Source organism: Streptomyces sp. 3214.6 (assembly GCF_900129855.1).
GTDB classification, from domain to species: Bacteria; Actinomycetota; Actinomycetes; order Streptomycetales; family Streptomycetaceae; genus Streptomyces; species Streptomyces soliscabiei.
Genome location: NZ_LT670819.1, coordinates 4,314,952 through 4,334,701 on the forward strand (window position 1 = coordinate 4,314,952; position 19,750 = coordinate 4,334,701).

Annotated in this window: 16 protein-coding genes and 1 rRNA gene; 5 read left to right on the forward strand and 12 right to left on the reverse strand. The window is 70.0% G+C overall.

The window, feature by feature from the left end; all coding sequences use genetic code 11:
* Positions 1 to 270: 270 nt before the first annotated feature.
* A 16S ribosomal RNA gene (locus tag B5557_RS19320) occupies positions 271 to 1,796 on the reverse strand.
* Positions 1,797 to 2,658: 862 nt separating this feature from the next.
* Here B5557_RS19320 and trpS point away from each other — a divergent pair.
* The gene (trpS, locus tag B5557_RS19330) at positions 2,659 to 3,714 is read left to right on the forward strand and encodes a tryptophan--tRNA ligase (protein WP_079660644.1); all 1,056 of its coding nucleotides are present in this window, start codon (positions 2,659 to 2,661) and stop codon (positions 3,712 to 3,714) included.
* Here the strand turns inward: trpS and B5557_RS19335 are convergent.
* Positions 3,624 to 4,652, reverse strand: a complete 1,029-nt coding sequence (locus tag B5557_RS19335; RefSeq protein ID WP_079664879.1) for a GlxA family transcriptional regulator — start codon at positions 4,650 to 4,652, stop codon at positions 3,624 to 3,626. The genes trpS and B5557_RS19335 overlap by 91 nt on opposite strands.
* Positions 4,653 to 4,784: 132 nt before the next feature.
* Between B5557_RS19335 and B5557_RS19340 the strand changes: the two genes are divergently transcribed.
* Positions 4,785 to 5,375, forward strand: a complete 591-nt coding sequence (locus B5557_RS19340) for a cysteine hydrolase family protein (protein WP_079660645.1) — start codon at positions 4,785 to 4,787, stop codon at positions 5,373 to 5,375.
* A 100-nt stretch (positions 5,376 to 5,475) separates the two neighbouring features.
* Here the strand turns inward: B5557_RS19340 and proC are convergent, their stop codons facing one another.
* The 3 genes from proC to B5557_RS19355 all read right to left on the reverse strand — a co-directional run bounded on the left by proC (position 5,476) and on the right by B5557_RS19355 (position 8,026).
* The gene (gene proC, locus B5557_RS19345) at positions 5,476 to 6,288 is read right to left on the reverse strand and encodes a pyrroline-5-carboxylate reductase (protein ID WP_079660646.1); all 813 of its coding nucleotides are present in this window, start codon (positions 6,286 to 6,288) and stop codon (positions 5,476 to 5,478) included.
* A 119-nt stretch (positions 6,289 to 6,407) separates the two neighbouring features.
* Positions 6,408 to 7,208 carry an ABC transporter permease gene (locus B5557_RS19350; protein WP_079660647.1) on the reverse strand — a complete coding sequence of 267 codons (801 nt, stop codon included), beginning with the start codon at positions 7,206 to 7,208 and terminating at the stop codon, positions 6,408 to 6,410.
* Positions 7,205 to 8,026 (reverse strand): ABC transporter ATP-binding protein, encoded by an 822-nt coding sequence (locus B5557_RS19355; RefSeq protein WP_079660648.1) that lies wholly within the window; start codon positions 8,024 to 8,026, stop codon positions 7,205 to 7,207. Before B5557_RS19355 ends, B5557_RS19350 begins: the two co-directional genes overlap by 4 nt.
* Before the next feature lie 379 nt (positions 8,027 to 8,405).
* Here B5557_RS19355 and B5557_RS19360 point away from each other — a divergent pair, with 379 nt between their 5' ends.
* On the forward strand, positions 8,406 to 9,842 hold the full coding sequence (locus B5557_RS19360) for a SulP family inorganic anion transporter (protein WP_079660649.1): 1,437 nt from the start codon (positions 8,406 to 8,408) through the stop codon (positions 9,840 to 9,842).
* On the opposite strand, the gene B5557_RS19365 is transcribed toward B5557_RS19360, so the two are convergent.
* From B5557_RS19365 to B5557_RS19375, 3 genes are all read right to left on the reverse strand, one after another.
* Positions 9,806 to 10,594 carry a class I SAM-dependent methyltransferase gene (locus tag B5557_RS19365; RefSeq protein ID WP_079660650.1) on the reverse strand — a complete coding sequence of 263 codons (789 nt, stop codon included), beginning with the start codon at positions 10,592 to 10,594 and terminating at the stop codon, positions 9,806 to 9,808. The genes B5557_RS19360 and B5557_RS19365 overlap by 37 nt on opposite strands.
* A gap of 302 nt (positions 10,595 to 10,896) precedes the next feature.
* On the reverse strand, positions 10,897 to 11,454 hold the full coding sequence (locus B5557_RS19370; RefSeq protein WP_079660651.1) for a hypothetical protein: 558 nt from the start codon (positions 11,452 to 11,454) through the stop codon (positions 10,897 to 10,899).
* 60 nt (positions 11,455 to 11,514) lie between these two features.
* Positions 11,515 to 11,838 carry an SH3 domain-containing protein gene (locus tag B5557_RS19375; RefSeq protein ID WP_079660652.1) on the reverse strand — a complete coding sequence of 108 codons (324 nt, stop codon included), beginning with the start codon at positions 11,836 to 11,838 and terminating at the stop codon, positions 11,515 to 11,517.
* A gap of 183 nt (positions 11,839 to 12,021) precedes the next feature.
* Here B5557_RS19375 and B5557_RS19380 point away from each other — a divergent pair, with 183 nt between their 5' ends.
* Positions 12,022 to 14,232: a serine/threonine-protein kinase gene (locus tag B5557_RS19380; protein WP_079660653.1), complete on the forward strand. Its 2,211-nt coding sequence runs from the start codon at positions 12,022 to 12,024 to the stop codon at positions 14,230 to 14,232.
* 56 nt (positions 14,233 to 14,288) lie between these two features.
* On the opposite strand, the gene ilvD is transcribed toward B5557_RS19380, so the two are convergent.
* The 4 genes from ilvD to B5557_RS19400 all read right to left on the reverse strand — a co-directional run bounded on the left by ilvD (position 14,289) and on the right by B5557_RS19400 (position 18,777).
* Positions 14,289 to 16,142 carry a dihydroxy-acid dehydratase gene (gene ilvD / locus B5557_RS19385; RefSeq protein WP_079660654.1) on the reverse strand — a complete coding sequence of 618 codons (1,854 nt, stop codon included), beginning with the start codon at positions 16,140 to 16,142 and terminating at the stop codon, positions 14,289 to 14,291.
* A gap of 141 nt (positions 16,143 to 16,283) precedes the next feature.
* A complete protein-coding gene (locus B5557_RS19390) occupies positions 16,284 to 16,889 on the reverse strand; it encodes a TetR/AcrR family transcriptional regulator (RefSeq protein ID WP_079660655.1) in 606 nt (201 codons plus the stop codon).
* Positions 16,886 to 17,719 carry a sugar phosphate isomerase/epimerase family protein gene (locus B5557_RS19395; RefSeq protein ID WP_079660656.1) on the reverse strand — a complete coding sequence of 278 codons (834 nt, stop codon included), beginning with the start codon at positions 17,717 to 17,719 and terminating at the stop codon, positions 16,886 to 16,888. The genes B5557_RS19390 and B5557_RS19395 overlap by 4 nt, the downstream gene beginning before the upstream one ends.
* A gap of 125 nt (positions 17,720 to 17,844) precedes the next feature.
* Entirely contained in the window at positions 17,845 to 18,777 is a 933-nt protein-coding gene (locus B5557_RS19400) for a Ppx/GppA phosphatase family protein (protein ID WP_079660657.1), read from the reverse strand.
* A 71-nt stretch (positions 18,778 to 18,848) separates the two neighbouring features.
* On the opposite strand from B5557_RS19400, the gene B5557_RS19405 reads away from it, so the two are divergent.
* A complete protein-coding gene (locus B5557_RS19405) occupies positions 18,849 to 19,697 on the forward strand; it encodes a hypothetical protein (protein ID WP_079660658.1) in 849 nt (282 codons plus the stop codon).
* Positions 19,698 to 19,750 lie beyond the last annotated feature (53 nt).

Genomic DNA, 19,750 nt, shown 5'->3' on the forward strand with positions numbered 1-19,750 from the left:
CAACGACCAGCCACCCATCACCCCCAACCAACAGGCTGGAGTTCACTGGGGCCGGCAACTGAGGGGTTCATTCCCTCAGACACCCAACAGCGTGCCCGGCACCCCCGCCACTCGTGATCAGCTTTCCACGCTCCGAAGAGCAGTACTTACAGCCCGAGATGACTGAGAATGCCGAATAATCAACGTTCCACCCATGAGCAACCAGCATCGGACGTACGCCGATGTACTGGCCTCTGGACAACCTTGCGGCTGCCTAGAAGTGCTCCTTAGAAAGGAGGTGATCCAGCCGCACCTTCCGGTACGGCTACCTTGTTACGACTTCGTCCCAATCGCCAGTCCCACCTTCGACAGCTCCCTCCCACAAGGGGTTGGGCCACCGGCTTCGGGTGTTACCGACTTTCGTGACGTGACGGGCGGTGTGTACAAGGCCCGGGAACGTATTCACCGCAGCAATGCTGATCTGCGATTACTAGCAACTCCGACTTCATGGGGTCGAGTTGCAGACCCCAATCCGAACTGAGACCGGCTTTTTGAGATTCGCTCCACCTCACGGTTTCGCAGCTCTTTGTACCGGCCATTGTAGCACGTGTGCAGCCCAAGACATAAGGGGCATGATGACTTGACGTCGTCCCCACCTTCCTCCGAGTTGACCCCGGCAGTCTCCTGTGAGTCCCCATCACCCCGAAGGGCATGCTGGCAACACAGAACAAGGGTTGCGCTCGTTGCGGGACTTAACCCAACATCTCACGACACGAGCTGACGACAGCCATGCACCACCTGTACACCGACCACAAGGGGGCGACCATCTCTGGCCGTTTCCGGTGTATGTCAAGCCTTGGTAAGGTTCTTCGCGTTGCGTCGAATTAAGCCACATGCTCCGCTGCTTGTGCGGGCCCCCGTCAATTCCTTTGAGTTTTAGCCTTGCGGCCGTACTCCCCAGGCGGGGAACTTAATGCGTTAGCTGCGGCACCGACGACGTGGAATGTCGCCAACACCTAGTTCCCACCGTTTACGGCGTGGACTACCAGGGTATCTAATCCTGTTCGCTCCCCACGCTTTCGCTCCTCAGCGTCAGTAATGGCCCAGAGATCCGCCTTCGCCACCGGTGTTCCTCCTGATATCTGCGCATTTCACCGCTACACCAGGAATTCCGATCTCCCCTACCACACTCTAGTCTGCCCGTATCGAATGCAGACCCGGGGTTAAGCCCCGGGCTTTCACATCCGACGCGACAGACCGCCTACGAGCTCTTTACGCCCAATAATTCCGGACAACGCTTGCGCCCTACGTATTACCGCGGCTGCTGGCACGTAGTTAGCCGGCGCTTCTTCTGCAGGTACCGTCACTTTCGCTTCTTCCCTGCTGAAAGAGGTTTACAACCCGAAGGCCGTCATCCCTCACGCGGCGTCGCTGCATCAGGCTTTCGCCCATTGTGCAATATTCCCCACTGCTGCCTCCCGTAGGAGTCTGGGCCGTGTCTCAGTCCCAGTGTGGCCGGTCGCCCTCTCAGGCCGGCTACCCGTCGTCGCCTTGGTGAGCCATTACCTCACCAACAAGCTGATAGGCCGCGGGCTCATCCTTCACCGCCGGAGCTTTCAACCCCCACCCATGCGAGTGGAAGTGATATCCGGTATTAGACCCCGTTTCCAGGGCTTGTCCCAGAGTGAAGGGCAGATTGCCCACGTGTTACTCACCCGTTCGCCACTAATCCCCACCGAAGTGGTTCATCGTTCGACTTGCATGTGTTAAGCACGCCGCCAGCGTTCGTCCTGAGCCAGGATCAAACTCTCCGTGAATGTTTACCGGTAATCCGGTGCACACACACGAGAGCGGAACAGCCAGGCGGAATAAGCCCGGCCGTTCACAGCGTCCTCGCTGTGTTTTTTCAAAGGAACCTCATCCTCGGCTATCACTGCCGGGGACGGGGTATCAACATATCTGGCGTTGATTTTTGGCACGCTGTTGAGTTCTCAAGGAACGGACGCTTCCTTTGTACTCACCCAAGAGACTCTCTCAGGCTTTCCTCCGGGCGCTTCCCTTCGGTCTTGCGTTTCCGACTCTATCAGATCCTTTTCCGATCCGATTTCCGCGGTGCTTTCCAGGTTCTCCGCGTTTTTCGTTTCGCGGTTTCCCTTTCCGGCGGTTCCGACTCTATCAGATCCTTTCGGTCCTGATTCCCAGTCAGCGGGGGCTTGTCTTCGCGGCTGTTTGGGCCGTTCCGACGAGTGAGACTTTAGCGGATTCCCTGCTCCCGAAGCCAATCGGGGCTGCGTCCTTTCGAACGCGGATTCCTCATTTCGCGAATACGCACGCCAATGACGCGACGGCAGCCGGATCGACTGCGCGTCGAGAAGGGGTTGGTACCTGCGGAATGGCTGTCCGGGGACCGACCGGAGTCGGCGCTCACGTCGGACAACTCGGAGAACACTACGTATCCGTACGTGGCTGTGTCAACTCGTGCCCTGGAGGCACCCCCTGAGGCGTACGCTGACGGGCATGACTACGCGTACGTGCACCCAGCTGTGGTGGGCCGCCTGACGGCGGCCGTGTTCACGTATGCGCTCAACGGCCGCCGCTTCGGCGGCCGTTCTTGTTTCTCCCACCAGGTTCCAGGGGGTCGGCCGGCCGGGACGACGGCCTCGACCAGGAGGTGGAGAGATGAAGCGGGTCTTCAGCGGGATCAAGCCGACCGGGCACCTGACGCTGGGGAACTACCTGGGAGCACTGCGGCAGTGGGCCGAGGTCGACCAGCATCGGGCGGACTCGTTGTTCTGCGTCGTGGATCTGCACGCTCTGACCGTGGAGCACGACCCGGCGCGGGTACGTCGGCTGAGTCGGCAGGCAGCGACGCTGCTGCTGGCGGCGGGACTGGATCCACAGCTGTGCACCGTGTTCGTACAGAGTCATGTGGACGAGCACGCCCGGCTCTCGTATCTGCTGGAGTGCGTGGCCACGGACGGCGAGATGCGGCGGATGATCCAGTACAAGGAGAAGTCGGCGCGGGAGCGGGAGCGCGACGGGAGTGTGCGGCTGTCGTTGCTGACGTATCCCGTGTTGATGGCGGCCGACATCCTGGCCTACGGGACCGACGAGGTGCCGGTGGGAGACGACCAGACGCAGCATGTGGAGCTGGCGCGGGATCTGGCGGTGCGGTTCAACCAGCGGTACGGGCACACGTTCGTCGTCCCGAAGGCCACGCATCCGGCGGTCGCGGCACGGGTGATGAACCTGCAGGAGCCGGCGTCGAAAATGGGCAAGAGCGACGACTTCGGGCCCGGGATCGTCTATCTGCTGGATGAGCCCGAGGTGGTGCGTAAGAAGGTCATGCGGGCTGTCACCGACAGCGGGCGGGAGGTCGTGTACGACCGGGAGGGGCGGCCCGGGGTCGCGAACCTGCTGGAGATCCTCGCCGCCTGCACGGGTGGGAACCCGGAGATCCTGGCGGGCGTTTACGAGTCGTACGGCGCTTTGAAGAAGGACACCGCGGACGCGGTCGTCGAGGTGCTGAAGCCCGTGCAGGTCAGGCACAAGGAGTTGTGCGCTGATCCCGTCTACGTCGAGGGGGTGCTGCGGGATGGTGCGGAGAAGGCTCGCGGGATGGCCCGGCCGGTCGTGGATACCGCTTATCGCGCGATCGGGTTGCTTCCGCCCGTGACGGAGCCCGCCGGTGCGTCGGCGTCGGTGGCGAGCGGGGTGCTGAACGCGGCCCGGTAGGCGCGGGGGCTGGTGGCGAGGCGTGATGCGAAGTGCTGGCGCATGGTGACCTCGCTGCCGAAGCCTGCGCGCCGGGCGACCTCGGGCATGGGGAGGTCGGTGCGTTCGAGGAGTTTCTGGGCTGCGGCGATGCGCTGGTCGAGAAGCCAGCGGAGGGGGGTGACACCGGTCGCCGCCGTGAAGTGACGGGCGAAGCTGCGCGGGGACATGCCGGCGTGCCCCGCCAGCTCGGCGACGGTGAGTGGTTCGTGCAGATGACGAAGGGCGTGTTCGCGTACGGCGGCGAGGGTGTCGGCGTCCCGGTCCGCGCGGGGCGTGGGGTGTTCGATGAACTGGGCCTGGGTGCCGGTGCGGAAGGGGGCGGTGACCATGGCGCGGGCGATGGTCGCGGCCGTTTCGGCTCCGTGGGAGCGGCGGACCAGATGGAGGCAGAGGTCGATGCCGGCTGCCGTGCCGGCGGCGGTCCAGATGTTGTCGTCCTCGATGAAGAGGGCGTCGGGGACGACGGTGATCCGGGGGTGGTGCGTGCGCAGGAGGTCGATCAGGTTCCAGTGGGTGATCGCTCGGCGGCCGTCGAGGAGGCCGGCCTGGGCGAGGGTGAAGGCTCCGCCGCAGAGGGCGGCGAGGGTGGTGCCGCGGGCGTGGGCGCGGCGCAGTGCCTCCAGGACGGGGGCGGGCGCGGGGGTGAGGTAGTCGTCCAGACCGGGGACGAGGATCAGGTCGGCTCGGGAGAGCCAGGTGAGGGCGCGGTCGGGGAGGAGGGCCAGGCCGCCGCGCATGGGGATGGGGGTGGTGGTGTCGGCGGCGACGCGGTGCAGGTCGAAAGGGGGAACGCCGCGGTCAGTGCGGTCGTTGCCCCACACCTCGGTGACGACGGAGACGTCGAAGGCGCGGATGCCGGGGAAGGCGACCAGGGCGACGCGGTAGGTGCCGCCCATGGCCTCTGCGTGCCCCGTGACGTGTGTGGCTTCCATGGTCTTCACGGCGTTCTGCATGGGTGGCAGTAAACCATCGATCGATGACTTCGGTGCTTCTGGAGCGAGGGTGCTCGCAACGGCAGGATCGGGGGCATGGACATCGCAGAGAACGCAGCGCTGGTGGTCATCGACGTACAGAAGGGCTTCGAGGAGCTGGACTACTGGGGGCCGCGGAACAACCCGGGGGCCGATGACAACATCGCCGTGCTCATCGAGCTGTGGCAGGAGACGGGGCGGCCGGTCGTCTTCGTGCGGCATGACTCCCCGAATCCGCAGTCGCCGTTGCGGCCGGGGTACGAGGGCAACGATCTCAAGGCGTACGTGCAGGAGCGGCGCGGGAAGGGGGCGGGGCCGGAGCTGTTCATCACGAAGACCGTGAACTCGGCCTTCCTCGGGACGCCGGATCTGGGCTCGTGGCTGAGGGCGGAGGGGGTCTCGCAGCTCGTGGTGGCGGGGATCCAGACCAACATGTGTGTGGAGACGACCGCGCGGATGGGCGGGAACCTGGGGTACGAGGTCGTGCTCGCGTACGACGCGACGCACACCTTCGACCTGGAGGGGCCGTTCGGGTGGCGGCGGACCGCGGAGGAGCTCGCGCAGGCGTCGGCGGTGTCGCTGCACGGGGGCGGGTTCGCACGAGTGGTGACCACGAAGGAGATCGTGGGGAGCGCTTCAGGCAGATGACCATCAGGCAGGTGACCACCCCCGCTTGTTCGTGCGGCGGGGGCGGGGCGGGGTGCTTCTGCTGTCGGTACTGCTGTCGGTGCTGCTGACAGGTCTTCCGTCAGTCCTTCTTGCCTGAGGCCAGCTCGCGGCTGCGGTCGCGGGCGGCTTCGAGGGCGGCGATGAGGGCGGCTCGTACGCCGTGGTTCTCGAGTTCGCGGATGGCGCTGATGGTCGTGCCCGCGGGAGACGTGACGTTCTCGCGGAGCTTGACCGGGTGTTCGCCGCTGTCGCGGAGCATCGTGGCGGCGCCGATCGCGGACTGGACGATCAGGTCATGGGCCTTGTCACGGGGCAGGCCGAGGAGGATGCCGGCGTCCGTCATGGCTTCGACCAGGTAGAAGAAGTACGCGGGGCCGGAGCCGGAGAGGGCCGTGCAGGCGTCCTGCTGGGACTCCGGGACGCGGAGGGTCTTGCCGACGGAGCCGAAGATCTCCTCGGCGTGGGCGAGGTGGTCGACGGTGGCGTGGGTGCCGGCGGAGATGACGGACATGGCCTCGTCGACCAGGGCGGGGGTGTTCGTCATGACGCGGACGACCGGGGTGCCGGTGGCGAGGCGCTCCTCGATGGAGGCGGTGGTGATGCCGGCGGCTCCGCTGATGACCAGGCGGTCGGCGGGGACGTGCGGGGCGAGTTCGTCGAGGAGGGCGCCCATGTCCTGCGGTTTGACCGTGAGGATCAGGGTGTCTGCGGTCTTGGCGGCCTCGGCGTTGCTGACCGGGGTGACTCCGTAGCGGGTACGGAGTTCTTCGGCTCGTTCCGGGCGGCGGGCGGTGACGAGGAGGTCGGCGGGGGGCCAGCCGCCTCGGATCATGCCGCTGAGGAGAGCTTCGCCGATTTTGCCGGTGCCGAGGACTGCGACTTTCTGGGTCATGGCTGAGGGTCCTCCGGGGGTTGCGTCGTCCGGGATCATCCTCGCATCGGGGGTGGGGGTGGGGCGCTGGTGTCCGGTGGGCGGACTTCGGTTTTTCGGCCCCGCCACCCCTTCGCCCGTCACGCTGTCCGGCGTCGTAGCGTTGCCGCGCCCAGGCCCAGGACCAGCAGGGCGCAGCCCGCCACGATCAGGACGTCTCGTACGAAGGTCGCTGTCATGTCGGTGTGGGTGAGGACCTCGTTCATGCCGTCCACGGCGTAGGACATGGGGAGGGCGTCGGAGACGGCTTCCAGGGCGGGGTGCATGGCGTCCCTGGGGGTGAAGAGGCCGCAGAGGAGGAGTTGGGGGAAGATCACCGCCGGCATGAACTGGACCGCCTGGAACTCGGTGGCAGCGAAGGCCGAGACGAAGAGGCCGAGGGCTGTGCCGAGCAGGGCGTCGAGGAGGGCGACCAGGAGGAGGAGCCAGGGGCTGCCGGTGACGTCCAGGTCGAGGAACCAGACCGCCAGGCCGGTGGCCAGGGCCGACTGGACGATCGCGAGGGCGCCGAAGGCGAGGGCGTAGCCGGCGATCAGGTCTCCTTTGCCGAGGGGCATGGCGAGGAGGCGTTCGAGGGTGCCCGAGGTGCGTTCGCGCAGGGTGGCGATGGAGGTCACCAGGAACATCGTGATCAGGGGGAAGATCCCGAGGAGGGACGCGCCGATGCTGTCGAAGGTGCGCGGGCTGCCGTCGAAGACGTAGCGGAGCAGGAACAGCATCACGCAGGGGATGAGGATCAGCAGCGCGATCGTGCGGGGGTCGTGGCGCAGTTGGCGCAGGACGCGGGCCGCGGTGGCGGTGGTGCGGAAGGCGTTCAGGATGCCGGTGGGCGTGGGGGCGGTCGTCGTTGCCGTCGTGGTGGTCGTGGTCGTTGTGGTCATCGTGCTGACTCCTTGGCTCGGCCGGCCGCGGCCGCTTCGTCCACGAGGTGCAGGAAGGCCGACTCGACCGTGTCCGTGCCGGTACGGGTGCGCAGGGCGTCGGGGGCGGCGTCGGCGAGGATCTCGCCCTCACGCATGAGGAGCAGGCGGTGGCAGCGCTCGGCCTCGTCCATGACATGGGAGGAGATGAGGAGGGTGGCGCCCCGGGTCGCCGCGATGTCGTGGAAGAGGTTCCACAGGTCGCGGCGGAGGACGGGGTCGAGGCCGACAGTCGGTTCGTCGAGGACGAGAAGTTCGGGGGTGCCCAGGAGGGCGACAGCCAGGGAGACGCGGTTGCGCTGGCCGCCGGAGAGGTTGCCGGCGAGGGCGTGGGCGTGGGTGGTGAGGTCCACGTCGGCGATGGCTCGGGTGACGTTCTCGTGGCGTCGGTCCGCCGCGCCCCGGCCGGGGTCGAGGATCGCGGCGAAGTAGTCCAGGTTCTGGCGGATCGTCAGGTCGTCGTAGACGGAGGGGGCCTGGGTGACGTAGCCGATGCGGGTGCGGAGGGTGGGGTGGCCTGCGGGGCGGCCCAGGACGTCGAGGGTGCCGGTGACCTTGGCCTGGGTTCCGACGATCGCGCGCATGAGGGTCGACTTGCCGCAGCCGGAGGGCCCCAGCAGGCCGGTGATCTGGCCGCGGGGGACGGTGAAGTCGAGGGAGTGGAGAACCGTGCGCGGGCCGCGGACCACGGTGAGGTGTTCGGCGACGACGGCAGGGGACGTGTCGGGCAGGTCCGGCGGCTCGGGTGGGCCAGGTGACTCGATCCTGGAATTCATCATGTGATGAATAATCCTCGTGGCGCCGGGCGTCGTCAAGCGGTCCGGCGGGTGGGGGGCGCGTGCGACGGCAGGGCGCATGCGATGGGGAGCGCGTGCGATGGCGGGCGAGCGGTGGTGGGGGCGCACGGTGGAGGGGTGCGCGGTGGCGCAGGCGCGTGGCGGTGGGATTGGAAGCGGAGGTTCCTGTTCGTCCGCTTCCGTGTTCACCGGGTCGGCACAGGAAACCGTCGTCCTGGCGGCAGCGTCAACCGATAATGGAATTCATGCGCGTTGCGCGGGCGGGGCTTCGGTCCCGGCCGCGTCCGCGCATGGCCGTCGTCGCGCCCTCCCCCGGTGCGGCGCGCCCACGCATCTCCCGTTCCCTACCGGAGGTGCCGCCATGTTGCGCCGTGGTGTCCGCAAGGCCGATCTGTTCGCTTCCCTCGTCGTCTTTCTCGTCGCGCTCCCCCTGTGTGTGGGCGTCGCCATGGCCTCCGGCGTGCCCGCCGAGCTGGGGCTGGTCACCGGCATCGTCGGCGGGCTGGTCGTCGGGGTGCTGCCCGGCAGCAGCCTGCAGGTGAGCGGGCCGGCGGCGGGGCTCACCGTGCTCGTCCACGAAGCCGTGCAGCGGTACGGCGTCCAGGCGCTCGGGGTGCTCGTGCTGGCCGCCGGGCTGGTGCAGCTCGGGCTGGGCGCGCTGCGGCTCGGGCGGTGGTTCCGGGCCGTGTCCGTGGCCGTCGTGCACGGGATGCTCGCCGGGATCGGGCTGGTGCTGGTCTCCGGGCAGGTGTACGCCCTCGGGGACGCGGGAGCGCCGGAGGGCGGGCTCGGGAAGCTCGCCGGGCTGGTGTCGCTGCCCGGGCGGGTGGATCCGGTGGCGTTGTCAGTGGGGGGTGCCACCATGGTCGTGCTGGTGGTGTGGGGGCGGTGGCGCGGCGGTGCGCGGCTGGTTCCCGCACCGTTGGTCGCGGTGGCGTTGGCGGCGGGCGGCACGTGGGTGTTCGACCTGGATGTGCGGCGGGTCCGGGTGCAGGGTCTGCTGGATGCCGTACGGGTGCCGGAGGCAGCGGATTTCGGACGGCTGACGGAAGTGGGGGTTATCGGGACGGTCGTGGCGTTCGCGCTGATCGCGTCGGCGGAGTCGTTGTTCAGCGCGGCGGCGGTGGACCGGCTGCACGACGGACGGCGGACGGACTACGACCGGGAGTTGATGGCGCAGGGCGCGGGCAACGCCGTGTGCGGGGTGCTGGGCGCGCTGCCGCTGACGGCGGTCATCGTGCGCAGTGCGGCGAACCTGCGGGCGGGTGCGCGGACGAAGGCGTCGCGGGTGCTGCACGGGGTGTGGCTGCTGCTGTTCGCGGCCGTCGTGCCCGGGGTGCTGGGGCTGATTCCGGTCGCGGCGCTGGCGGGGCTGCTGGTGCACGCCGGCTGCAAGCTCGTACCCGTGCGGGAGGTGCGGAAGCTGTGGCGCGGGCATCGGGGGGAGGTCGTCGTGCTCGGGGTCACGGCGGGGGCGATCGTCGTGGGGAACCTGTTCGAGGGGGTGTTGGTCGGGCTGGCGCTGGCCGTGGCGAAGACGGCCTGGGAGATCAGCCATGTGCACGTAGAGACGGAGGACCGGGGCGACGCCGGGCTCGTCGTACGGGTGCTGGGGCATGCGACGTTTCTGCGGCTGCCGAAGCTGCTGGACGCGTTGGAGGCGCTGCCGCACGACCGTGAGGTGCGGCTGGAGTTGGGCGGGCTGCGGCATGTGGACCACGCGTGTGCGGCGGCCCTGGAGGGGTGGGCCGCCGCGCGCGGTCAGGGTCTGGTCGCGAGCAGCAGTTCGACGTCGTAGGTCTCCTCTACGGTGCCGTCCGGGAACGCGGCGAGGAGGTGGCGGCGTTCCTCGGCGAGGAAGGCGGCCGTGCTCTCCTCGCCGTGGACCAGGAAGATCGAGTGGCTGCCGATGTTGGCCAGGTGGAGATCGAGGGGGACGCGGCGGCTCCAGCGGACCGTGCGGTGGGCGAAGTCGAGCCGGCCGGTCGGGTCGGTGCGGGCGGCACGGCTGCCGTCACCGTTCCTCTGCACGACGTGGTCGACGCCGAAGTGGCGCTCCATGCGGTGGGCCTGGGCGTCGATCCACGGTACGTCCACGGCGCTGGTGTTCCACCACAGCGCCAGCGCGCCGCCCGGGCGCAAGGCGCGCAGGGCCTCCGGGACCGAGTGGGCCGGGTCGGTCCAGTGCCAGGACTGGGCGTAGGTCAGGAAGTCGACGGAGGCGTCGGCCAGCGGAAGGTGGTTGCCGTCGCCCCGGACGATCGGCACGTCGGGGAGAACGCGGCGGAACTGCGCGGCCATGCCGTCCCCGGGTTCGACGGCGATGACGTCCGCCCCGCGGGCGTGCAGGAGGGCCGTCGCTATGCCGGTGCCGGCGCCGATGTCCGCGACCCGCGCGCCGCTCAGGGGGTGGCCTGCGAGGTCCTCGATCGCGTCCAGGAGGGCGGTCGGGTAGGAGGGGCGGTTGGCGGCGTACTGGGCCGCGGCCGAGTTGAAGGAGCGGGCTCGGGTGACGTGGGAGGGGGTGGGGGCGGGGAAGGGCGACGTCATGGGGTCATGGTGGCCGGTGGGAGGTGGTCGGGGAAGACCCGGACCCGGTGGCGGCAGGGCACGGCGAGGTGGCGGGCCGGGGGGAGGCGGAAGCGGCGGGGTGGCATGGCCGGGGGGAGCGGTTGGGTGGCGGGGCGGGGTGAAGCGGCGGGATGGCGTGGCCGGGGAGGAAGCGGCGGAGTGGCATGGCCAGGGGGCGGTTGGGTGGCGTGGCGGGGTGAAACGGCGGGGTGGCGTGGCGGGGTGAAACGGCGGGGTGGCGTGGCCGGGGAGGAAGCGGCCGCCTCCGGGGCGGTTTGGCGTCAGGGGTGGCGGCGCTTCTTCGATGGGTTGCCTGTGCGGCGGGTGGTGCGGCGTTCGTGTTGTTGGCGGGCCGTGTCGTACTCCTCGCGGTGGAGTTTCTCGCCGGGTGCCTCGGTGAGGGTGCGGAAGAAGTAGGCGAGCAGTGAGCCGACGAAGCCGATGGCCAGCAGGCCGCGCAGGGAGGCCTGGCGGTCGGGGTCGGGGCGCCGGGAGAAGCCGTCCCAGGTGTGGCGGAAGGCGAGCGCGCTGCAGACCGCGAACATCACGACGATCAGGAGCGTCACGAAGCCGCCGAGGTCGGCGATCGCGATGCCCTCGTAGGCGAAGCGGAGGACGAGGCAGGAGACGGTCACGGCGACGAGGGTGCCGATGGCCACGGCGACGCGGCGGGCCGCGTATCCCTGGACGCCGGAGTCGTGGTCCACCCACGTGGTGCCGAAGAAACGCAGCGGCTCCGGACGGGGGCCCGCGCCGGCCCGACCTGCCTGCTCGGCGGGACTGCCCGGGGTGCCCGGGGAGCCCGCCGCCGTGTCCGGGGTGCCGTTTTCGTCGCTCACGGGACGATTATGGCTCCGGACGGGGGCGGACTCCCCGGGCGGGTTGCCCGGAGGCCGGGATCAGGCGCAGCGCGGGGCTATGTAGCCGTCGCTGCCCGTCCTGACGTACGCGTCCGAGACGAACTGGCTGTCGGCGATGTTGTCCCAGATGTTCGTCGTGCCGTACGGGCCGCTCACCGTGGTGCCCGGGGTCTGGCAGAAGATCGGGACCTTCGTGCCCTCGTTCAGGACCTTGACGACCGGGTAGCTGGTGCCGGGGCCGCTGCGCACGTTCAGCCGGACGCCCGGGGCGATCGGGTAGTAGGTGAGAGCCGCCGTCGTGACGGCCGCCGCCGCATCGGCGCTCTCGGCCTGGTCCACCTCTTCCACGCGGTCAACAGACATGAAAAAACCTCCCCCGTCGGACCCCATGACTGCCATGGGGCCACGTTGATTCCCCTAAAACACGCCATGAAACACATGTACGCAATTCGTACGCGAAGGCTAGCAAGCCGCCTCTGTCCCGTACGAGTCATCGACTAGGCTCCGTGCGTCGCGCGCGCGGACGAACAGCACGGGGGGTGGTCCATGACGCCACAGCGCAACACCGGGGCGGGCGCGGAAGCGGAACTTCCGCAGTACGCCGGTCACTACCGCCTTGAGGAGCGCCTGGGCTCCGGCGGCATGGGCGTGGTGCACCTGGCCCGGAGCACTTCCGGGATGAAGGTCGCGGTGAAGGTCGTCCATGCCCAGTTCGCCCGGGATCCCGAGTTCAGGGGGCGCTTTCGGCAGGAGGTGGCGGCCGCCCGGCGGGTCAGCGGGGCGTTCACCGCGCCCGTCGTCGACGCCGACCCGGAGGCCGAACGGCCCTGGATGGCCACTCTGTTCATTCCCGGCTCGACGCTCGCCGAGCAGGTGAAGCGGAACGGGCCCATGAATCCGGGCGAGTTGCGGCGGCTGATGGCGGGGCTCGCGGAGGCGCTGCGCGACATCCACCGGGTCGGGGTGGTGCACCGGGATCTGAAGCCGAGCAACGTGCTGCTCGCCGAGGACGGTCCGAAAGTCATCGACTTCGGGATCTCGCGGCCGAAGGACAGCGAACTGCGGACCGAGACGGGCAAGTTGATCGGCACTCCGCCGTTCATGGCGCCGGAGCAGTTCCGGCGGCCGCGGGAGGTCGGGCCGGCCGCCGACATCTTCGCGCTCGGGTCCGTGATGGTGCACGCGGCGACGGGACGCGGGCCGTTCGACTCCGACAGCCCGTATGTCGTCGCCTACCAGGTCGTCCACGACGAGCCGGACCTGACCGGCGTACCCGCGAATCTCGCGCCGCTGGTGACGCGGTGTCTCGCCAAGGAGCCCGAGGACCGGCCCACGCCGGACGAGTTGATGCGGGAACTGCGGTCGGAGGCGGCCTCGTGGGACACGCAGGCGTTCATACCGTCGCAGCGGGTGCTGGACGAGCCCCAGACGGGCCCGGCGGGTTCGATGGGCCCGGCGGGTTCGACGGGCCAGGCGGATCAGGGGGATCCGCAGCCCGGGGCAAAGGCGGGGCCGGCGGGAGTGAAGCGTCGGCGCGGGCGGGTCGCTCTGGCGGCCGGCGCCCTGGTCGTCGTCCTCTCGGGTGGTGGGCTGGCCGCCGCGCAGTTGCTCGGCGACGACGGCACGGGCCGGGACGCGCGGGGCACGGCGGGCGCGTCGGGGGCCGCGTCGGCCAACTTCGCTCCCTGGAGCGCGCGCCCGGCGCACAGCGGCGCGGGCGGGGAGACGGGCACCGGGACCGGCGCGGGCGGCATGCCGCAGTGCGCGTACGACGCGAAGCGGCTGCTGTGCGCACAGTCCGGGCTGGTGTCCGCGCTGGACGCGTCCGACGGCCGGGTGCTGTGGCGGCACGCGCTCGCCGGAGACGACCGGCCGGGTGAGGCGCCGGTGCTCGCGGGCGGGCTCGCGCTGGTGGTCACGCACTCGGGCAAGCGGGTGGAGGCCCTCGATCCGGCGTCGGGCGCCACGCGCTGGCAGCGGAACGTGTCGGCGTACCGGGGTGTCCGCACCGTCGGCGGCACGCTGCTGCTGACTGCCGCCGACGGCAAGGTGACCGGCGTGGACGCGGCGACGGGGCAGACGGCCTGGAGCCGGCGCATCCCGGGGCTCGGCGAGCCGTACTTCCTGTCGTTCCCCAAGGATCCGCTGGCGTACGTGTCCAGCACCTCGGGCTCGGGCGACGGGCGCACCCGGATCACGGCCGTGGACCCCGCGACCGGGCAGGTGAAGTGGGAGGAGCGGCTCAGCGGCGCGCTGACGCTCGTGGGCACCGCGGGCGACAGCCTGGTGCTGCTGTCGCAGGGCGACGCGTACGGGTCGGTCGACGCCGTGGTCCGCTACTACCGGGCGGACAAGGTGTCGCTGCGGGTGAGGCTGGGTGTGCCGCTGCAGTTGCAGCAGGCGCGCGCGGCCGTGCAGGGCGACCGGGTCTACCTGCTGGGCTTCGACGGGACGCTGGTGGCGGTCGACACGGTGGCGGGGAAGCAGGTGTGGTCCCTGCAGACAGCCGTGAGCCGCGGTTCGGTGCCGTCCGCCGACGGCGAGCATGTGTACTTCAGCGCCCCCGACGGACGTCTCCTCGCCGTGGACGCCGACCGGGGGAAGCTCGTCGGGCAGACGGAGCTGCGGCTCGGCGCGAACTCCGACGAAGTGGTGACGGCGCTGCCCGCGCCCGCGGCGGTCGGCGGCCGTGTCTACGCCGGCGCCCCCGACGGGACCGTGTTCGCGGTCGCCGGGCAGGATCCGGCGGGCTGGTGAGACGCGCCGGGGGCCGCCTCCCTGGGAAGCGGCCCCCGGTCACGCGCTGATGGGTGTCAGCCCAGCTTCGACACGTCCCGCACGGCGCCCTTGTCGGCGCTCGTCGCCATCGCGGCGTAGGCGCGCAGGGCTGCGGACACCTTGCGCTCGCGGTTCTTCGGGGCGTACACGCCGTCGAGGGCGGCCTCGCGGCGCGCCAGCTCGGCGTCGTCGACGAGGAGCTCGATGGTGCGGTTCGGGATGTCGATGCGGATGCGGTCGCCGTCCTCGACGAGCGCGATGGTGCCGCCGGAGGCCGCCTCGGGGGAGGCGTGGCCGATCGACAGGCCCGAGGTTCCGCCGGAGAAGCGGCCGTCGGTGATCAGGGCGCAGGTCTTGCCGAGGCCGCGGCCCTTGAGGAAGGACGTCGGGTAGAGCATCTCCTGCATGCCCGGGCCGCCCTTGGGGCCCTCGTAGCGGATGACGACGACGTCGCCGTGTGTCACCTGCTTGTTGAGGATCTTCTCGACGGCCTCCTCCTGCGACTCGCAGACGACGGCCGGGCCCTCGAAGCTCCAGATCGACTCGTCCACGCCGGCCGTCTTGACGACGCAGCCGTCGACGGCGAGGTTGCCGCGCAGGACGGCGAGGCCGCCGTCCTTGCTGTAGGCGTGCTCGGCGGACCGGATGCAGCCGCCCTCGGCGTCCTCGTCCAGGGCCTCCCAGCGCTCGGACTGGGAGAAGGCCTCGGCGGAGCGGACGCAGCCGGGGGCCGCGTGCCAGAGTTCCAGGGCCTCGGGGGACGGCGAGCCGGCGCGGACGTCCCACGTCTTCAGCCAGTCCCCCAGGGACGGGCTGTGGACGGCGTGCACGTCCTCGTTGAGCAGACCCGCGCGGTGCAGTTCGCCGAGGAGGGCGGGGATGCCGCCGGCGCGGTGCACGTCCTCCATGTAGTACGTGCGGTCCTTCGCGACGTTCGGCGCGACCTTCGCGAGGCAGGGCACGCGGCGCGAGACCTCGTTGATCTCCTCCAGGCCGAACGGGACGCCCGCCTCCTGGGCGGCGGCCAGGAGGTGCAGGATCGTGTTGGTGGAGCCGCCCATCGCGATGTCGAGGGCCATCGCGTTCTGGAAGGCCGCGAAGGTCGCCACGTTGCGCGGCAGGACCGTCTCGTCGTCCTGCTCGTAGTAGCGGCGGGTGATGTCCATGACCGTACGCGCGGCGTCGACGTACAGCTGCTTGCGGGCCGTGTGGGTGGCCAGGACCGAGCCGTTGCCGGGGAGGGAGAGGCCGATGGCCTCGGTCAGGCAGTTCATCGAGTTGGCGGTGAACATGCCGGAACAGCTGCCGCAGGTCGGACAGGCGTTCTCCTCGATACGGAGGATGTCCTCGTCGGAGATCTTGTCGTTGACGGCGTCGGAGATCGCGTCGACCAGGTCGAGCGTGCGGACCGTGCCGTCGACGAGCGTGGCGCGGCCGGACTCCATCGGGCCGCCGGAGACGAAGACGGTCGGGATGTTCAGCCGCAGGGCCGCGTTCAGCATCCCCGGGGTGATCTTGTCGCAGTTGGAGATGCAGATCAGCGCGTCCGCGCAGTGCGCCTCGACCATGTACTCGACCGAGTCCGCGATCAGGTCGCGGGAGGGGAGGCTGTACAGCATGCCGCCGTGGCCCATCGCGATGCCGTCGTCGACGGCGATGGTGTTGAACTCGCGCGGGATGCCGCCGGCCTCGGTGATCGCCTCGCTGACGATCCGGCCGACCGGCTGGAGGTGCGTGTGCCCGGGCACGAACTCGGTGAAGCTGTTCGCCACCGCGATGATCGGCTTCCGGCCGATGTCCGCACCGGGTACACCGGAGGCGCGCATAAGGGCGCGTGCGCCCGCCATGTTGCGACCGTGGGTGACTGTGCGGGACCTCAGCTCGGGCATCGTCGCTCGCTCCTTGTGACTGCTAGGGCTGCTATCAGACAGATAGGGCTGCTAACGAGCGTACGCCGGTCATCCAGGGGGCGGGACAAGGTGTCCGGAATGCGGGACGCATGTCTCGTCCTCAGGTATGACCCGGCGCGCTCAGGGGGCCGTGAGGTGTACCTGTACGACGGGTGCCACGCGCGCGATGATCTGTTCCAGGTCCGCCGAGGCCAGCGGCTCCAGCTTGACCACGTACCGCAACATGGCGCAGCCCACCAGCTGTGCCGCCGCCAGTTCGGCGCGCAGTTCGGCGTCCGGCAAGTCGAGCTGGGCGGCGAGCCGGCGCAGCAGCTGCGAGGCGACCAGACGGCGGAAGACGGCGGCCGCGGTGTCGTTGTTCACGGCGGAGCGGAGGATCGCCAGCAGCGGCTTGCGGGTGGTGGGGTTCTCCCACACGCCGAAGACGAAGCGGGCGAACCGCTCCCCGACCTGGTCCAACGGGCCGTCGGCGACCGCTTCCGGTGCGCTCAGCGCGGGTGCGAAGGCGACCTCGACGGCCGCCTCGAAGACCTGCTCCTTGGTGCCGAAGTAGTGGTGCACCAGCGCCGGGTCCACACCGGCCGCCTTCGCGATGCCGCGGACGGACGTCTTCTCGTAGCCCCGCTCGGAGAACTCCTCGCGGGCGGCCGTCAGGATGCGGTCGCGGGTGTCCGCCGACTCCGTACGAGGGGGGCGGCCGCGTCTGCGGGCGCCGACGCCGGTCATCGGCGGGGCGCCGAGGGGGTGGACGTGGCCGAGGCCAGGTGCAGGCGGGTGAAGGCCAGGGCCTCCGCGAGGTCGGCCTCACGTTCGGCGCCGGACATCGCGCGCCGGGTGTTGACCTCGATGACGACGTGGCCGTCGAAGCCGGTCAGCGCGAGCCGCTCCAGCAGTTCGGCGCAGGGCTGGGAGCCGCGGCCGGGGACGAGGTGCTCGTCCTTCGCCGACCCGTTTCCGTCGGCGAGGTGGACGTGGCCCAGGCGGTCGGCCATGCGGTCGATCATCTGCATCGCGTCCGCGCGGGCCGTCGAGGCGTGGCTGAGGTCGATCGTGAAGTGCCGGTAGTCGTCCTTCGTGACGTCCCAGTCCGGTGCGTACGCGAGCATCTCGCGGTCGCGGTAGCGCCACGGGTACATGTTCTCGACGGCGAACCGTACGTCCGTCTCGTCGGCCATCCGCCAGATGCCCGTGACGAAGTCGCGCGCGTACTGGCGCTGCCAGCGGAACGGCGGATGGACGACGACCGTGCTCGCGCCGAGCTTCTCCGCCGCCGCGCGGGCCCGCTGGAGCTTGGTCCACGGGTCCGTCGACCACACCCGCTGCGTGATGAGCAGGCAGGGGGCGTGGACGGCGAGGATCGGGATCCGGTGGTAGTCGCTGAGCCTGCGCAGCGCGTCGATGTCCTGGCTGACGGGGTCGTTCCAGACCATGACCTCGACGCCGTCGTACCCGAGGCGTGCGGCGATCTCGAAGGCCGTCGCCGTCGACTCCGGGTAGACCGAGGCAGTCGACAGGGCGATCTTCGCATCCGGGATCCGCACGACTGGCTCTGCCATGGGGGACAGGTTACGGGGTGTCGTTGCCCCGGTGCGGGGTGCCTGCTCGCCGTTGTGGGGTACGCCACGGGCAGGTACGCGTGGAGGGTGATGGCTCGCGCACCCGCCCGTGCCCCTGTACGCGACTAAAGCGAACCCATGTGATCGAGTCTGCGCAGAATGACGCCCTCTCTGAGCGCCCACGGGCATATCTCCAGCGTCTCGACGCCGAAGAGATCCATCGCGCCTTCGGCGACCAGCGCGCCCGCGAGGAGCTGGTTGGCGCGGCCTTCCGAGACGCCCGGGAGGGCTGCGCGCTGGGCCGTGGTCATCGCGGCCAGGCGGGGCACCCAGGCCTCCAGGGACTCGCGCTTGAGCTGGCGCTGGGTGTAGGGGCCGTCGGCCGAGCGGGCGGCGCCGGCGATGCGGGCGAGCTGCCGGAACGTCTTCGATGTGGCGACGACGTGGTCGGGGGTGCCGAACCGGCTGAACTCCCCCACCGTGCGGGCGATCTGCGCGCGGGCGTGTCGGCGCAGTGACCGTATGTCCTCGGGGTCGGGCGGATCGCCGGGCAGCCAGCCGGCGGTGAGCCGGCCGGCGCCGAGCGGCAGCGAGACGGCCGCGTCGGGCTCCTCGTCGATGCCGTAGGCGATCTCCAGGGAGCCGCCGCCGATGTCCAGGACCAGCAGCTTTCCGGCCGACCAGCCGAACCAGCGGCGGGCGGCGAGGAAGGTGAGCCGGGCCTCCTCGGCGCCGGAGAGAACCTGCAGCTCGACGCCCGTCTCGGCCTGCACGCGCGCGAGGACGTCGTCGGCGTTGCTGGCCTCGCGCACGGCGGAGGTCGCGAACGGCAGCAGGTCCTCGACGCCCTTGTCCTCGGCGGCCTGGAGCGACTCGTGGACGACCGTGATCAGTTTGTCGACGCCCTCGGGGCCGATCGCGCCGTCCCCGTCGAGGAGTTGGGCAAGGCGTAGTTCGGCCTTGTGCGAGTGCGCGGGCAGGGGGCACGCGCCCGGGTGTGCGTCCACCACCAGCAGATGCACCGTGTTCGATCCCACGTCGAGGACACCGAGTCTCATGTAGGGAACGCTACTGCCCGCGAGGCCGTGGACCGTCCCCGAAGCGGCTCCTGGCGACTTACCCTGGACGAGTGCCAAAGACGAACAAGGCGAAGGCCGACAAATCCACCGGCGGTTCTTCGCAGGCGAAGCCGCTGAAGTCACCGAAGAAGTCCAAGAAGGCCCTGGCAGCGGACGAGAAGGGCCTCGACTTCGCGCGGGCGTGGGTGGAGTTCCCTGATCCGGCGGACGACGAGCAGGTCTTCCGCTGCGATCTGACATGGCTGACCTCTCGCTGGAACTGCATCTTCGGCAGCGGCTGTCAGGGCATCCAGGCGGGCCGCGCGGACGACGGGTGCTGCACGCTGGGCGCCCACTTCTCCGACGAGGACGACGAGAAGCGCGTCGCCGAGCATGTGGCGAGGCTCACGCCCGAGATCTGGCAGCACCACGACGAGGGCACCCGGGGCGGCTGGATCTCGGAGGACGACGAGGGCTCCCGCCAGACCCGTCCGTTCAACGGCTCGTGCATCTTCCAGAACCGTCCGGGCTTCGCGGGCGGCGCGGGCTGCTCGCTGCACATCCTGGCCGTCAAGGAGGGCCGCGAGCCGCTGGAGACCAAGCCGGACGTCTGCTGGCAGCTTCCCGTGCGGCGCACCTACGACTGGATCGACCGGCCCGACGACACCCGCGTGCTGCAGGTGTCGATCGGCGAGTACGACCGGCGGGGCTGGGGTCCGGGCGGCCACGACCTGCACTGGTGGTGCACGTCGGCGACCTCGGCGCACGGCGCGGGCGACCCGGTGTACGTGTCCTACCGCCCGGAGCTGACCGAGCTGATGGGCAAGGCCGGCTACGACCGCCTGGCCGAGCTGTGCGAGGAGCGGCTGGCCTCGCAGCTGCCGCTCCTGGCGCCGCATCCGGCGGACCCGACCGCCTGAGGTCCTTGCGGATCGCTTCGAGGGACCACCCGGCTCGGGCACGGCCCACGGCC

Coding starts and splice junctions, on each gene's coding strand:
- trpS (WP_079660644.1), top strand. CDS start 2,659: ATGAAGCGGGTCTTCAGCGGGATCAAGCCGACCGGGCACCTGACGCTG.
- B5557_RS19335 (WP_079664879.1), bottom strand. CDS start 4,652: ATGGGCGGCACCTACCGCGTCGCCCTGGTCGCCTTCCCCGGCATCCGC.
- B5557_RS19340 (WP_079660645.1), top strand. CDS start 4,785: ATGGACATCGCAGAGAACGCAGCGCTGGTGGTCATCGACGTACAGAAG.
- proC (WP_079660646.1), bottom strand. CDS start 6,288: ATGACCCAGAAAGTCGCAGTCCTCGGCACCGGCAAAATCGGCGAAGCT.
- B5557_RS19350 (WP_079660647.1), bottom strand. CDS start 7,208: ATGACCACAACGACCACGACCACCACGACGGCAACGACGACCGCCCCC.
- B5557_RS19355 (WP_079660648.1), bottom strand. CDS start 8,026: ATGATGAATTCCAGGATCGAGTCACCTGGCCCACCCGAGCCGCCGGAC.
- B5557_RS19360 (WP_079660649.1), top strand. CDS start 8,406: ATGTTGCGCCGTGGTGTCCGCAAGGCCGATCTGTTCGCTTCCCTCGTC.
- B5557_RS19365 (WP_079660650.1), bottom strand. CDS start 10,594: ATGACGTCGCCCTTCCCCGCCCCCACCCCCTCCCACGTCACCCGAGCC.
- B5557_RS19375 (WP_079660652.1), bottom strand. CDS start 11,838: ATGTCTGTTGACCGCGTGGAAGAGGTGGACCAGGCCGAGAGCGCCGAT.
- B5557_RS19380 (WP_079660653.1), top strand. CDS start 12,022: ATGACGCCACAGCGCAACACCGGGGCGGGCGCGGAAGCGGAACTTCCG.
- ilvD (WP_079660654.1), bottom strand. CDS start 16,142: ATGCCCGAGCTGAGGTCCCGCACAGTCACCCACGGTCGCAACATGGCG.
- B5557_RS19390 (WP_079660655.1), bottom strand. CDS start 16,889: ATGACCGGCGTCGGCGCCCGCAGACGCGGCCGCCCCCCTCGTACGGAG.
- B5557_RS19395 (WP_079660656.1), bottom strand. CDS start 17,719: ATGGCAGAGCCAGTCGTGCGGATCCCGGATGCGAAGATCGCCCTGTCG.
- B5557_RS19400 (WP_079660657.1), bottom strand. CDS start 18,777: ATGAGACTCGGTGTCCTCGACGTGGGATCGAACACGGTGCATCTGCTG.